Consider the following 14505-nt stretch of genomic DNA (forward strand, 5'->3'; position numbering starts at 1 on the left):
AAACCCTTTAAACAAATAGCAATTGCCGATTTTTTTAGAAAATGAACGTTTTATGTTAATCGGGAAAAAGCCTGAAGTAAGGACGATGGTTATTTTGTTTGAACATCCTTTATTATATTAAATTTTTAAAATCAAAGCATGGTTTCTAGGTGTTCTACAACACTTTTTTAGCCAAATTTTTAATTTCATCTTTAATTTTTTGGTCAAAAACAGCTTTTAAAACTCCGGTTTTCAAGTTGTAAACAAAATATTCAACTTCATCTTTGTCGTTAAATTCTTTATCACCATTCGAATCCTTGACTAGATCCATTAATATTAAATCATGTTTGTCATCAATCTTCCAGCTGCTAAGGTCATAATTGTTTGGAGATATTCTTGTAAAAGACTTTCCTTGCAGGTTAGAGAGGTAAAGTTTTTTTGGATCTTTAGGGGTTAATTTTTTATCTCCATCATTATCCGAATCGGTAATGTTATAATAGATAAATTGGTCGGATAACGTTGTTTGTCGATTGTTGGGATTTTCTGAATGGCCAATGCTGAAAGAATTAATAATTATTTTTGCGTTTGTTAGCAATTCATTTTTACCTGAAATAATGTTGTAAAAGATGAGGTTCCAATGATTTGTACTCACTTCCCTTTTATAGCTTTCGTTGTCATCATTATCATTTAATTTTAGTGGGTATAGAAGGATATCTGTTTTGTTGATAATGATAGGAGAACCATATTGGATTTTGGGCTGACTCTTGGTTTGTGTGTTAGTGGTTTCATGTGTAGAGATGGTTTTGCTGTCTTCGGTACAGGCTGAAGCAAGTATGATTAGTCCTAATAATGTTGTTGTGATTACTTTTTTCATTGTCGTTAATTTTGTGAGTGTAATTTAAACAAAAATAAAGTTGTTGTGAATTTTGTCTCCCAAGGCACATAACATAGCAGAATGATAAAACGATAGTTGCATCACAATCTTAGTTTCCCGCAAACGGTGTCCCAAAAATACCAACCGCCAGTTCTGCCCAGATGAGAAATAGCAAAAGCAAAATGACAACAAGAAATATTGTTCTTAACGCGCCGGCTTTTAAATTTCTAATCACCAGTTCGATGGCCAAACCCGTGCTGAGCAATAAAATTCCTGCGGTTACAAAATCAGGTAGCGTCCAATCCACCTCATCGGTAAATTGCATAGCCACCAATGGAATGACCAATAAAAATGCCGTTACGCTTAAAATGATGATCATTCTTAGTTTACTTGAATTAAGTGTTACTTGATTTTTCATGATTTTTATAATATGATATATGATTTAAATCGTTAATAATTAAACCTTTGCTTCCCGGTGCGAAATTGCACCGGGAAAACTGAATCCAACAAAAGTTTAGTAAAGGCGAGAGGTTAATTGTAATTGTCTGTTAGTAATTTAAGCGATACCAGTTCTTTTCGATTTTAAAATTATTTTCTTTGGCTGTTGATTGAATTTCGTACTCCAGCCGCATAATTTCATTTGGATCATTTGTGTAAACAAATGCGGAATAGTGGTCCAAAAAGCCACGATTAATAAAAAAGGTTACTGTAAACTGATTTTTTGCATTTGCAAATACTAGAATATCGTTCCCCCCATTTGATAATAATGAATATTTGAATTCATCTAAATGAAGGGAAGGCTTTTCAGGATTATATTTGATACTTCGAATTTTAAGTTTTTCAATAATTTCTTCCCGCTGACTTTTTCTAAGGTGCCAATCAATTTTTTCGAAGAAATCCTCACTAAAGAGTGAAATTGTGCCTAAGGTGATACCGAAAATTAAAGCTGTAACATGAAATTTATTTGCTTTCACTCTTTTTGCAACAATCGTGTATAGTAGTAATGCTGAAAGAAAGAATCCAAAAAATATATACGGCACTAAGAATACGATAGCTTCAAACCCCGATATATAGAAGTATATAAATGGTCCTTGAAAAATAGCCAGAAGAATAACTGATAAAGCGAGCAGATTCTTTAACATATTCTATTTTTTTTGAAGATTAAGCCCAAAATATTCTGCAGTATTCCAGTCCTGTAAATTCCAAGATAACCAGCTTTGCTGCTCATAACGCTCTTTAAAATAACCAATCCTTTGATCTAATTTTCTCATCAATGCTTCTTCCGGCTGGTCTACTTTAGCAATTTCCGAGTCGTTATTCTTAGAAGGATGGATCTTTGACCGGTTTTTATCAAGAATAGGAAGTGTTTTTTCTGACAGAGAAGTTAAATAATAAGGATCGATAGAAACGGCATCAACATGATTCAGGTTATATTTCACGATTAAGACATCCCAGTTAATGAGCGTAAAAGTCAGCAATAATGCAAACCAGATATTTCCGTTCACCTTGAAAAGGTAGAATATTGTTTTCTGTCTGGCTACTTTAAAATAAACGGTTGCCAAACCAATGATACAAAGAGTGGCAAATACCAAAACACCGATTCTTTTATGCGTTAAGCCATGAAATTCGATATAATAGCCATCGCGGATGAAGACTGAGATGATCAGGATAAAATTCTGAATCATCCAGGTATAGGCCAATAACCTTAAGGTTTTACTTTTATGATAAAAGTTTAAGTTTCCCCTAAAATAATAGAGGATAACAACCATAGCCATTACAATACTGAAAATCAATGAATTTGTACCCTGATGCAGTTCTCCTGAAAAATTGCCCGAAGGTTCATAGCCAAACCAAAGTGTGGTAATATCAATGGTATTTAACATTAGCAATAAAAGGTTAAGTGCTGCGAATGAGATGATACCCACGATGTACTCCGTTTTTAGTGCCATTTTTCGGGTCAGCAAGTTGCCGGTAAATGTTTCTGCAACATTGTACCATATCGTTTTCTGACCTAAGCTTCTTCTCATCCGTATCAATTGCTCTTTACATTTCAACTCAGCTTTTTCGAGGCTTTTATCAAAAAATGCAAACAGTAAACCTGCAGTTAAAGCCAATCCAAAGCAAAAATGTATGATGCGATCAAAATTCAAGTCTTTAAAAAAGAAGTGAAATGCATTATCTAAAAAGTTGCCAATGCTCGTTAAGATTGTCTCTGCATAATGTGCAAAAACATCACTTGCAGCTGCATACAGACATGAAAATATGATTACAATGATGATGGGTATGAAAATATATTTAATCAAAGTAAAAACGGGCTTAAGGCTCACATTGCCAATACTGATTTGGCTGAGGTGTTTTATCGCATTAAACGGCACCGTTACCATCTGTAAAATGGCCGCTAAAAAAGCAGTAAAAATGGTCCTGATTTGTTGATGATGACCAAAACCAATAAATAATAGTAAGCTGATGTAATAGGTTGCCACAGATAAATCCGAATTGTTAATAACTACCAGTACTGCTGCCAGCAAATGTGCCAGGCCGTAAATTTTCAGTTTGGTGCTTTTGGCCACATCCGGATTAATAAAGGTGCTTACCAAGAGGTATATACTGTAAATAAGCAAATTGAGCGCAAGTCTTTCTTCCCAAAAGAGAAAAGTAAACAGCAGGCCGCCCACTAGGACGGAGAGTAGCAAGAGGTTGGACTTATTTTTCATTTTTAAAAGTTTTGATGATTAGTTTAGGACTAAAAAGCAATAAAATATGCTTAGGGGGATGTTTAGGAGCATGAAGAACATTATAGTCGCAATTTTTCGCCAATGGTTTTGTTGCCTGAAGCACTCGAGGAGGAGGACGAGGAAAAATACACCATTTATTACGGTAGCAAAATAAATGTAGAACAGTCCGACGAACATCAGTTCGTTAACTTTTAGCGCAAAGTATGCCAAAAGTATAATGGTGCCAATCGAGGCAGAACACACGGCCATCCATTTGCCAGTTTCAATGAGTTCAGGTCTTTTTATTTCTTTTTTTTTCATTTTTAAAAGTGCTTTGTATTTCAAAGTAAGTAGTTAAAAAAAAATAGCTTATAGCTTTCTAATCATTTTTTCAAGTGCATCTAAATGTGCTTTAAAGGCTTGTTTGCCCAACGCCGTAATAGAGTAGGTGGTGCTGGTTTTGCGGCCAATAAAACCTTTGTGTACTTTAATAAAATCAGCCTGTTCCAAAGTATTCAGGTGCGAGGCCAGGTTGCCATCAGTCAACTCAAGCATTTGTTTCAGGTCGTTAAAACCAATTTCATCATTTACCACCAGGACAGACATAACGCCCAACCTAATCCGGCTATCGAATATTTTATTTAAATCTGCTATTGGGTTTTTCATCCTTACTGACCTCTCTCATATTTAAAATACATTAAAAGACCATAAACAATGTGCAATACACCAAAGCCAAAAGCCCAAAAAAATAAGCCATAACCCACGTAAAACATGCATATCAATCCAAGTATTACCTCGCAAAGTCCCAGGTAGCGAATGTCGCTGTAGGTATATTTACTGGCATTAATAAGCCCTAAGCCATAAAAAATTAAACAACTCGGCGCAATAATGGCATAAGTGTTCGGATGGTTAATCAATAAGGCAATAATGAATAAACCTCCTGCAAACAATGGAATAAATAAGTTAATTAAAAGTGATTTAGAGGTTTTATCCCAGATGGGAAGATTATTTTTCTGACTTTTTCTATAGGTAAACAGAATGCCGCCGGCTAAAGCAATTACTAAAACAAAGATACCAAGTTTTATCAGGTTAAACTCCAGGTCCATTTCTCCATTTACACCATAACCGTAACCCCGTTTATTAATGAATTTGTTAATCTCATCATTTGCAAAATAAGCCCCGATTAAAGCGATAACGCCTGCAAAAACGCCAGATAATCCACTTAAAGAAATGAATCTTGATGACCTGTCCATCATCTGTCTGATATCTTTCAGGGTATTTAATTGTTCTTCCGGAGTGTTCATTTTAAAAGTGCTTTGTTTTCCAAAGTTAAATAAGAAAATGATATTTGCAAAATTATTTTTTCCCTTCGGTATGATTACACCGATTCAGAGATTACACCGATCCTAATAGCCCGGTCATTTGTGACTGGTTTTTCTAATTTTAGCTTTGGTCTTTAGTCTTTCTGCTTTGGCCTTTTCTCTTTAACCTTTTTTATTAAATTTGAGGCATGCTAAAAGCCACTGGAATAAGAAAATCGTACGGAAATCTGCAAATTTTAAAAGGCGTTAATTTTGAAGTACAAAAAGGGGAGATTGTAAGTATTATTGGGCCTTCTGGTGCAGGTAAAAGTACTTTGTTGCATATTTTAGGAACATTGGATAAACCTGATGAAGGATTCGTAGAATTAAAAGGTACGGTTATAAACAAATTGAGCGGCGATTTATTGAGTACTTTCCGAAATCAGAATATCGGATTTGTATTTCAGTTCCATCATTTGTTGCCCGAATTTAGTGCTATCGAAAATATCTGTATTCCTGCATTTATTGCCAAAACCAATAAAAAACAGGCTGAAAATAGGGCGCTTGAGCTGTTAGATCTGTTCGGACTTAAAGATAGGGGGCAGCATAAGCCCAATCAGCTGTCTGGAGGTGAACAGCAACGGGTGGCCATTGCCAGGGCGCTGATCAATAACCCTTCAATTATATTGGCTGATGAACCTTCTGGGAATTTAGACTCTGAAAATGCAGCAGGATTACATCAACTGTTTGTGACGTTGCGCGATAATTTCCAGCAAACTTTTGTAATTGTTACGCACAACGAACACCTTGCAAAAACCAGCGACCGTGTGGTAAGCATGAAAGACGGTTTAATTGTTTAAGGTCATGATCATTCTCTAATTCAGTCATTCGATCACTTAATCATTCATCAATTACTAATTTATTCATTCAATCATTATACCTTGAAAATACTGATAACAGGGGGGAACAATGCCAAGGCTTTGAAGCTGATGAAAGCTTTCCCCAGCCATTTTGTACTACTGGCTGATTATGGTGATGTGCCGGCGATAGTTACTGAAAACTATGCCTTTTCATCGCTGGGGCTGCTCAATAAAGATAGCATTGCTCATATTCTATTAAATTTTTGCATCACAGAAGCCATAGATTGTATTATCCCTTTACATGAGTATGAGGTTTTGCCACTGGCTAAATCTGCAGTGCTTTTCGGGGAATATGGAATCCAGGTACTTTTGCCCAATGCTGATGTAATTGCTGACTATTTAACTGCAGAAAAGATTACTCGTCAGAATTTTGCGGTGTTTATTCATGGTGACCGGATTTTTTCAACCGAAGAGGAGCTTGTTCCTAAAAATGGTTCTTCAAACCTGAATGGGGTTTTTGGCTTTAACAATGCTGATGATTTAAAACTATTTACAATTTAACATGGATGCAAACCAATACGTTAAAGATAAGCAGATCGTAATTTTTGAATTGGATGATGTGTTATTTCCAGAGAAAGATTATTTACTACAGGTTTATTATCTGTTTGCCCAGTTTATAGAGTACACCGAGCAAAAAAGCGCACAGCCCATTCTCGGGTTTATGCGTAGCGAATATGAAAATAATGGCGCAGAAAAACTTTTTGAAAAAACAGCAAACCAGTTCGGCATTGATCCAAAATATAAGTATAATTTCGACCTCCTGCATCAAAATGCACGCTTGACTTTAAAGCTTTTGCTTTATAAAAATATGCTCGAATTTATGCAGGAACTTATAGTAGACCGTAAACAAATTGTTATTGTAACGGCTGGCAACCCTGAGCAACAACTTAATAAAATTAAGCAAACAGAGTGGAATGGGCTGGAGCAATATCTAACCGTATACTTTGTTGATGAACTTGGTCAATCTAAAGCGGAAATTTTTCAGAACATACTAAACAGTAGTAATTTATCTGCAAATGAAGCGCTAGTTGTTGGTGCAAATAAAATTGATGAGCAACAATCTAAATTAATTAATTTGCCGTATATTGTGTCACTAGAAATTTACAAATAAGTATGCTTAGAAAATTTATTTCGCAAAATGCATTTTTATATGCTTTGCTTATTGTGGTTGGATTTACCTTGTCGTGTAAAAAATCGAATAATAATCCTGATGCCAATACAGATGTTGAATCCAATCTGTTGCAAACACCAACCAGCGATCGGACACTACTCACTAAAGACTCTATCTTTCTGTACGCCAAGCAAACTTATTATTGGAATAAGAGTTTGCCTACTTACGATAAATTCAATCCAAGAGCTTTTTCATCCAATGAGAAATTGCTGTATGCAATGACTCAGATTGCAATTAATCCGCAAACAAACAAACCATACGAGTATGTAGAGCGTTCAACCTCTCCTAAATATTCTTTTATAGATGATGGTTCTGTGGCTGGACAGTTAGGTGGCGTGAATGGTGATTTTGGATTTTCGGTGTTTTTTGCAGGAGATAACGATCTAAGGATTAAATATGTGTATGCTGCATCACCTGCTGCTGGTCAGGGACTAAAAAGAGGGTATCAGATTATAAAAATTAATGGTAATTCAACCATAAATACTAGTGATGCCAGTATTAATTATGTAGTGAATGCGATTTTTGGATCCAGTACTACTGTTGCCTTAACTGTTTTAAAACCTGATCAGACCACTCAGGATGTAACGGTAACTAAGGCTGAATATAATGTTGACCCAATATTATTTAGTAAGACATATACCATTGGCGCTAAAAAAGTTGGGTATATTGTTTTTAACACATTTACAACAAATTCTGCGCCTTTGCTAGATAAGGCTTTTACTCAATTTACTACAGACGGTATTACCGAACTAATTGTAGATTTAAGGTATAATGGTGGCGGATCGGTACAAACATCAGAGGCCTTTGCCAACCTCATTGCACCTTCTGAACAAAATGGAAAAGTAATGTATACCACTTACTGGACACAAACCATGCAGGATGATCAAGCCACAATTCTTCAGAACCAAAAGTTTTATGCTAAAGGCAGCGATAATGTTACCCGTTTGTATTCGTATTTCGATTATTCTTATAAACCTACAGTTGCAGCCGGAAACCAGGAGGTTTTTGCTAAACGTGGTTCGCTTAATGGCTTAACAAGGGTTTACTTTATTGTAACAGGTGGAACAGCGTCTGCCAGTGAGTTGTTAATTAATAATTTGAAACCTGTGATCGATGTTAAATTGATCGGCAAGAAAACTTATGGCAAACCAGTTGGCTTTTTCTCTATCCGTATTGATAAAAATGACTTATATATTCCTCAGTTTGAAACCAAAAATCAATTAAATCAAGGTGGTTACTTCGATGGAATGGCTGTTGATAAAGATATTTTTGATGATGTAACCAAAGATTTTGGAGATACCTCAGAAAAACTATTAGCACAGGCTTTATACTATTCGGCCAATGGAAATTTCTCTGCTTTACTGAAAGACAATGCCATTAGCAGTACCTCACCACTATCTAAAACCCGTGTTGAAGATTTATCTGGTAAAATGGACCATGAATTTAAAGGAATGGTTGAAACCAGAAAGCAGAAGTTTAAATAATTATTAATGTTTTTTTCAAAAGGGCCAGTTTTGTATTTCAAATCTGGCCTTTTTTTTATATTTATTACAATTTTTGAGTAAATAAGTATTGCTTTTTTTATAAAAAATTGATAAGCTTGTTTAACATTAATCGTTAAAGAGACTCATGCCAATAGAAATTGTAGAAAAGGAACATATCAGTTATTTAAATATCATCAATGCTAAGGAAGATCACTCCCGTGAACTGCAAACCAAACTTGATGAAGCGCAAAGGTTAGGTAATGAATTTAAATCAAAAGCCGTCATTACTTTTAATACTACCATCGGTCCAAAACGTGTTGATACCACCGTTTGGGCAGTAACAGAGAAATATATACAGCTAAAAAACAATATTCATATTCCGTTAAAAAGTTTAATTGACATTGATTTTTAAGCTTGCTTTAAGGAAATAAATCATCCCGAATTTATTTAACCTTATTACATTATGAGCACGCTACATAAAATTGCCTTAACCTTTATTAAATCTATTGGGCCGGTAACGGCCAAAAACCTTCTTGCCTATTGTGGAAGTGCTGAGCAAATATTTTCGGCAAATAAAAAGCAGCTTTTGCAGATTCCAGGCATTGGAGAAAAAACAATTGAAGCCATTCGTGGTACCGATGCCCTGGTCAGGGCCAGGCAAGAATTGGATTTTATTGAAAAACATGGGATAGAAGTATTGTTTTTTTCAGACGAGAGATATCCTAAAAGGTTAAAGAATTGTATCGATTCGCCCATCCTGCTTTATGCCAAAGGTACAGTTGATTTTAATCAGCAGCGTATAGTTAGTATAGTTGGAACCCGTAATGCAACAAATTATGGGAAAAATCTCTGTAAGGAATTGTGCGAAGTTTTAGCGCCATATGATGTTTTAATTGTTAGTGGCCTGGCTTACGGTATTGATGTAACCACCCATAAAGAATGCCTGGCAAATCATATTCCTACGGTTGGGGTACTTGGTCATGGTTTAGACCGGATGTATCCAAAAATTCATAAAACAGTTGCTCAGAAAATGGTTTTGAATGGAGGCCTGCTCACCGAGTTTCCAATCCTGACAAATCCCGATCGCTCTAATTTTCCGCAAAGAAACCGGATTATTGCCGGTATTGCAGATGTTACCGTGGTTGTTGAAGCGTCAATAAAAGGTGGTGCCTTGATTACCGCAGAAATCGCAAATTCTTACAATAAGGATGTATATGCTTTTCCGGGTAGAACAAATGACGTTTTTTCAGAAGGGTGTAATTTCCTGATCAAGACCAATAGGGCCGGATTAATCACCAATGCTAATGACCTGATTTATTACCTGGGCTGGGATGATGAGGTGAAGGTAAAGCATCATGTTCAACAAACCACCTTACAGCTAAGCCTTACGCCTAACGAGGAGCGGGTTATTAGCGCCTTAAAAAATGGTCAGCTTTCTATAGATGAACTTTGCATGCACTTGAATATTCAGCAAAGTAAACTGGCAATTGTAATCCTTACCTTAGAGATGCAGGGCGTTATTGTTTCGCTACCAGGGAAAATTTACAAGTTGGTGTAATGGGTCTAGATATTAGATTTCTCCATTCCGTTTCACTATAGTCGAAACGAACCTGATTTTGAAATTGCGTTTTACCCAATAATCAACCTATAATGCCTATCATAATTATAGATTATGCAATTAAATTCTTTTTAATTTTGATTTTCAAAATTATGTTTCAAATAAAATATAGTTTGTAAAATACTTAATGCCATTGCTTAGTTTTGTAATATGTGGTACAATAATATTTTAGAAACGATTGGCAATACGCCATTAGTTAAATTAAATACAATAACAAAAGGAGTTCCGGGAACAATTCTGGCGAAAATAGAGACTACTAATCCTGGCAATTCAATTAAAGACCGCATGGCGGTTAAAATGATTGAGGATGCCGAGAAAAGCGGAAAACTAAAGCCAGGTGGAACAATTATAGAAGGAACATCAGGTAATACAGGTATGGGCCTGGCTATGGCAGCCATTATTAAGGGTTACAAATGTATTTTTACTACAACTGATAAACAATCTAAAGAAAAGGTCGATGCTTTACGTGCTTTTGGAGCCGAGGTAATCGTTTGTCCCACAAACGTTGAACCGGAAGATCCCCGTTCATATTATTCTGTTTCTTCGCGTTTAGAACGTGAGGTTCCAAATTCATGGAAACCTAATCAATATGACAATTTAGCCAACTCACAGGCGCATTATGAGCAAACTGGTCCTGAGATATGGGCACAAACAGAAGGTAAAATTACACACCTGGTAGTTGGTGTAGGTACAGGCGGAACCATTTCGGGAACGGGGAAATATCTGAAAGAAAAAAATCCGGATATTAAAATCTGGGGAATTGATACCTATGGCTCAGTTTTCAAAAAATATAAAGAAACAGGTATATTTGATAAGGATGAAATTTATCCTTACATCACAGAAGGTATCGGCGAAGATTTCCTTCCGGCAAACGTAAATTTTGATGTAATTGACCTGTTTGAAAAGGTTACCGATAAAGATGCTGCTTTAATGACACGCGATATTGCACGCAAAGAGGGTATTTTCGTGGGTAACTCAGCCGGTGCTGCTATTGGTGGATTAATTCAGTTAAAAGATAAACTGAAGCCGGAAGATGTGGTTGTAGTCATTTTTCACGACCATGGCAGCCGTTACATGGGTAAAATGTATAATGAAGACTGGTTACGCGAACGTGGATTTTTACAGGACGAAAAATTAACTGCTAAATCAATTCTGGCTAAAAAAGAAAACACAGAGATTGTAACGCTTGATGCTCAGAAATCAGTACTCGAGGCTATTAATACCATTAAGTCGATGAATATTTCTCAAATTCCGGTAACACAGCAAGGAATGATTGTAGGTAAAATTGCCGAAAGTGATATTTTATCTGCCTTGCTTGAAAATCCTGGGCTAAAATCAGCTCCGATTTCAGAAATTATGACGGCTACTTTCCCATTTGTAGATTTGAATACGTCGATTGATAAAATTTCTTCGCTGATTAATAAAGAAAACTCAGCAGTTTTAGTTGAAGATGAATCTGGAAAGATCGAGATTATCACGCAGTACGATATTATTAATGCGATATCAGGGTAAGTGGATGTAAGATGGGAAATGTGAAATGGGTGATGGTGTAATTCATGCGACCGTCCTCCTGAACTTGTTTCAGGATCTTTCAAGGAGTTATCCCTTTCGATACGTCCTTTAGAGTGGAGTGCAACGGAACCGAGAAATCTGTCAAGTTAGATCTCTCCATTTCGCTGCGCTTCAGTCGAAATGACGAAAAACCATAAAAAAACGTCCGGTAATTATTACACGGACGTTTTTCATTATGCTATTTTCGCTTTAAGCTTTAGTCTTTCTGCTTTAAGCTTAATGACCAGGCGCATCAGCATTTACACGCTTAATTTGCGCACCTAAGGCACGTAAACGGGTGTCGATATCCTGATAGCCACGTTCAATCTGTTCGATGTTATAAATGGTCGATTTACCTTCAGCAGATAAAGCTGCAATTAACAATGAAACTCCGGCCCTGATGTCAGGAGAAGTCATGCTGATTCCGCGAAGTTTATATTTCTTATCAATACCATTAACGGTTGCACGGTGCGGATCGCATAAAATGATCTGAGCACCCATGTCAATCAGTTTATCCACGAAGAACAAGCGGCTCTCGAACATTTTTTGGTGAATGAGGACGTTTCCTTTTGCCTGTGTAGCCACAACCAAAACAATACTCAATAAATCAGGTGTAAAACCTGGCCATGGCGAATCGGCAATGGTTAAAATCGAACCATCAATAAAGGTGTCGATTTCGTAGTGTTTTTGCGATGGTACATAAATGTCATCGCCGCGACGCTCTAGTTTGATACCTAGTTTTTTGAAAACCTCTGGTATTACGCCAAGCTCATCGTAACAAACATTTTTAATGGTAATTTCCGATTCTGTCATCGCGGCCATACCAATGAAAGAGCCAATTTCGATCATATCAGGCAGCATTCTGTGCTCGGTTCCACCCAATACTTTAACGCCTTCAATGGTAAGCAGGTTTGAACCAATGCCTGAAATTTTTGCGCCCATGCGGTTAAGCATTTTACAAAGTTGTTGTAAATAGGGTTCGCAGGCTGCATTGTAAATGGTAGTGGTACCTTTCGCCAAAACAGCGGCCATTACAATGTTTGCCGTTCCGGTTACCGATGCTTCATCTAATAAAATATAAGCACCTTGTAAATTGGTGGCATCAACGTTAAAGAAAGCTTTTTTGCTATCATAAACGAATTTCGCACCCAGTTTTTCGAAACCGATAAAGTGGGTATCCAACCTTCTGCGACCAATTTTATCACCACCTGGTTTCGGGATTGCTGCTTTGCCAAAACGGGCCAACAATGGTCCTACAATCATAATTGAACCACGTAAACCACCACCTTTAGCCTTAAAAGTATCAGATTCAAAGAAATTTAAATCGATGTTTTTGGCTTCGAAGGTATAGGTGTCTTTATTAATGCGTTCAACAGTAACGCCCAAATCGCCCAATAACTCGATCAGTTTGTTTACATCTTTAATATCAGGGATATTGCTGATGGTAACTTTTTCTTCGGTAAGCAATACAGCAGATAAAATCTGTAATGCTTCGTTTTTGGCACCTTGGGGAGTGATTTCGCCTTTTAATTTAATTCCGCCTGTTATTTCAAATGCGTTCATATTTTTTTGTATTTAGTATCAGGTATCAAGTACTGATGTCGGTTTTTAACCTTCCACCTTATGCCTTTTGCCCTTCACCCTTAATATTTAGGTTTATTGTTGTTGTTACGCTGACGATTATTGTTGTTGTTGTTATTGTTCTGACGGTTTTTTCCGTTGTTGTTATTATTGTTGCTTCTGCCCCGGTTATTGTTATTATTGCTTTGACGAGGATTTTGTGCTCTAAATTCTACTTTCGCCAGGTTAACACCTTCATCAAGTGACAACAATCCGCCAGAAAGATATTTTAGATCTTTAATAATGGTATCATCGCTTACATTATCCTTATTCCAGGTAACATAAGCCATTTTCATGAAATTTGCGATGCTCTGAACCATTGCCTTCTTAATTTCGGCATTTTCTTCACGCATGGCTTTTTCAATCAGATTCTCAACCGTTTTACCATAGTGTTTATAGGTAATTCTTTGTTGAGGATAGGCTAGTGGTGCTGGTTTAATGTAAGCATTTTCAATTAATGGCTTAGGATAAGGACTGTCTACATCAATCTGATAGCCAGAAATAATGTGTAAGTGATCCCAAAGTTTATGCTTAAAATCGGCAACATCACGCAAATGTGGTTGCAAAAAGCCCATCAGGTCAATAACCGCCTGGGCATATTTATTACGTTCTTCAATGGTGGGTAATTCGCAAATATACTTCACCATATTTTGTACGTTACGGCCATATTCCGATAGAATTAAATGGCTACGCGTAGTATTATAATCAAAATTCATGTACAGATAAATTAATGGATAAATTTTCTGGCGATACGAATTATGAAATAACCAGAGGAGTTTAGGTTATGAATTCACCGAAATGTCTATTGCCAGATTTTCGTTTTATGTGTTCAAAGTTAATAAAATTATTTGATTTGTGATATTCTTATCGAATTTGTGATAATTTTTAAGTAGGGCGATCATCTATCGTCCTCGTTTGTAACGAGGAAGCAAGAGAATAGCGATTCTATCGCTTCTATGCACTTAATTTGCATTACAAATGCGTCTCTCACTAATCCTCGTTGCAACGAGAACTATTTAAAGATTATTTAATTTGTGATACGCTTATCTAAATTGTGATAATTTTTAAGTGGGGCGATCATCTATCGTCCTCGTTTGTAACGAGGATGCAAGAGAATAGCGATTCTATCGCTTCTATGCACTTAATTTGCATTACAAATGCGTCTCTCACTAATCCTCGTTGCAAAGAGAACTATTTAAAGATTATTAATTTGTGGTATGCTTATCTAAATTGTGATAATTTAAGTGTGGCGATTTTTTTGGAAATGTTCGTT

General features: G+C 36.3%; 15 protein-coding genes. 7 read left to right on the forward strand and 8 right to left on the reverse strand.

The window, feature by feature from the left end:
- Positions 1 to 154: 154 nt before the first annotated feature.
- The 6 genes from BCL90_RS04245 to BCL90_RS04275 all read right to left on the reverse strand — a co-directional run bounded on the left by BCL90_RS04245 (position 155) and on the right by BCL90_RS04275 (position 4871).
- Positions 155 to 853: a hypothetical protein gene (locus tag BCL90_RS04245; RefSeq protein WP_121282767.1), complete on the reverse strand. Its 699-nt coding sequence runs from the start codon at positions 851 to 853 to the stop codon at positions 155 to 157.
- Positions 854 to 962: 109 nt separating this feature from the next.
- On the reverse strand, positions 963 to 1271 hold the full coding sequence (locus BCL90_RS04250) for a hypothetical protein (protein WP_121282768.1): 309 nt from the start codon (positions 1269 to 1271) through the stop codon (positions 963 to 965).
- Between the two features lie 130 nt (positions 1272 to 1401).
- Positions 1402 to 1995, reverse strand: coding sequence for a hypothetical protein (locus BCL90_RS04255; protein ID WP_121282769.1), 594 nt, complete (start codon positions 1993 to 1995; stop codon positions 1402 to 1404).
- Positions 1996 to 1998: 3 nt separating this feature from the next.
- A complete protein-coding gene (locus tag BCL90_RS04260; protein ID WP_121282770.1) occupies positions 1999 to 3567 on the reverse strand; it encodes a DUF4153 domain-containing protein in 1569 nt (522 codons plus the stop codon).
- A 369-nt stretch (positions 3568 to 3936) separates the two neighbouring features.
- Complete coding sequence (locus BCL90_RS04270; protein WP_121282772.1) at positions 3937 to 4233, reverse strand: winged helix-turn-helix domain-containing protein; 297 nt, start codon at positions 4231 to 4233, stop codon at positions 3937 to 3939.
- A gap of 2 nt (positions 4234 to 4235) precedes the next feature.
- Positions 4236 to 4871 carry a hypothetical protein gene (locus BCL90_RS04275; RefSeq protein WP_121282773.1) on the reverse strand — a complete coding sequence of 212 codons (636 nt, stop codon included), beginning with the start codon at positions 4869 to 4871 and terminating at the stop codon, positions 4236 to 4238.
- A gap of 206 nt (positions 4872 to 5077) precedes the next feature.
- Here BCL90_RS04275 and BCL90_RS04280 point away from each other — a divergent pair, with 206 nt between their 5' ends.
- The 7 genes from BCL90_RS04280 to BCL90_RS04310 all read left to right on the forward strand — a co-directional run bounded on the left by BCL90_RS04280 (position 5078) and on the right by BCL90_RS04310 (position 11573).
- Positions 5078 to 5728, forward strand: a complete 651-nt coding sequence (locus BCL90_RS04280; protein ID WP_121282774.1) for an ABC transporter ATP-binding protein — start codon at positions 5078 to 5080, stop codon at positions 5726 to 5728.
- 81 nt (positions 5729 to 5809) lie between these two features.
- A complete protein-coding gene (locus BCL90_RS04285; protein WP_121282775.1) occupies positions 5810 to 6289 on the forward strand; it encodes an ATP-grasp domain-containing protein in 480 nt (159 codons plus the stop codon).
- 1 nt (position 6290) lies between these two features.
- Positions 6291 to 6899, forward strand: a complete 609-nt coding sequence (locus BCL90_RS04290) for an HAD family hydrolase (protein WP_121282776.1) — start codon at positions 6291 to 6293, stop codon at positions 6897 to 6899.
- 2 nt (positions 6900 to 6901) lie between these two features.
- A complete protein-coding gene (locus tag BCL90_RS04295; protein ID WP_121282777.1) occupies positions 6902 to 8443 on the forward strand; it encodes a S41 family peptidase in 1542 nt (513 codons plus the stop codon).
- 145 nt (positions 8444 to 8588) lie between these two features.
- On the forward strand, positions 8589 to 8855 hold the full coding sequence (locus BCL90_RS04300; RefSeq protein ID WP_121282778.1) for a hypothetical protein: 267 nt from the start codon (positions 8589 to 8591) through the stop codon (positions 8853 to 8855).
- A 51-nt stretch (positions 8856 to 8906) separates the two neighbouring features.
- Entirely contained in the window at positions 8907 to 10001 is a 1095-nt protein-coding gene (gene dprA, locus BCL90_RS04305) for a DNA-processing protein DprA (RefSeq protein WP_121282779.1), read from the forward strand.
- Positions 10002 to 10211: 210 nt separating this feature from the next.
- Positions 10212 to 11573 carry a pyridoxal-phosphate dependent enzyme gene (locus BCL90_RS04310; RefSeq protein WP_121282780.1) on the forward strand — a complete coding sequence of 454 codons (1362 nt, stop codon included), beginning with the start codon at positions 10212 to 10214 and terminating at the stop codon, positions 11571 to 11573.
- A gap of 276 nt (positions 11574 to 11849) precedes the next feature.
- Here the strand turns inward: BCL90_RS04310 and murA are convergent, their stop codons facing one another.
- Positions 11850 to 13175 (reverse strand): UDP-N-acetylglucosamine 1-carboxyvinyltransferase, encoded by a 1326-nt coding sequence (murA, locus tag BCL90_RS04315; protein ID WP_121282781.1) that lies wholly within the window; start codon positions 13173 to 13175, stop codon positions 11850 to 11852.
- An 80-nt stretch (positions 13176 to 13255) separates the two neighbouring features.
- Positions 13256 to 13948 (reverse strand): DUF4290 domain-containing protein, encoded by a 693-nt coding sequence (locus BCL90_RS04320; RefSeq protein ID WP_121282782.1) that lies wholly within the window; start codon positions 13946 to 13948, stop codon positions 13256 to 13258.
- Positions 13949 to 14505 lie beyond the last annotated feature (557 nt).

Origin of the sequence: Pedobacter alluvionis (genome assembly GCF_003664035.1) — a bacterium.
GTDB lineage: Bacteria > Bacteroidota > Bacteroidia > Sphingobacteriales > Sphingobacteriaceae > Pedobacter > Pedobacter alluvionis.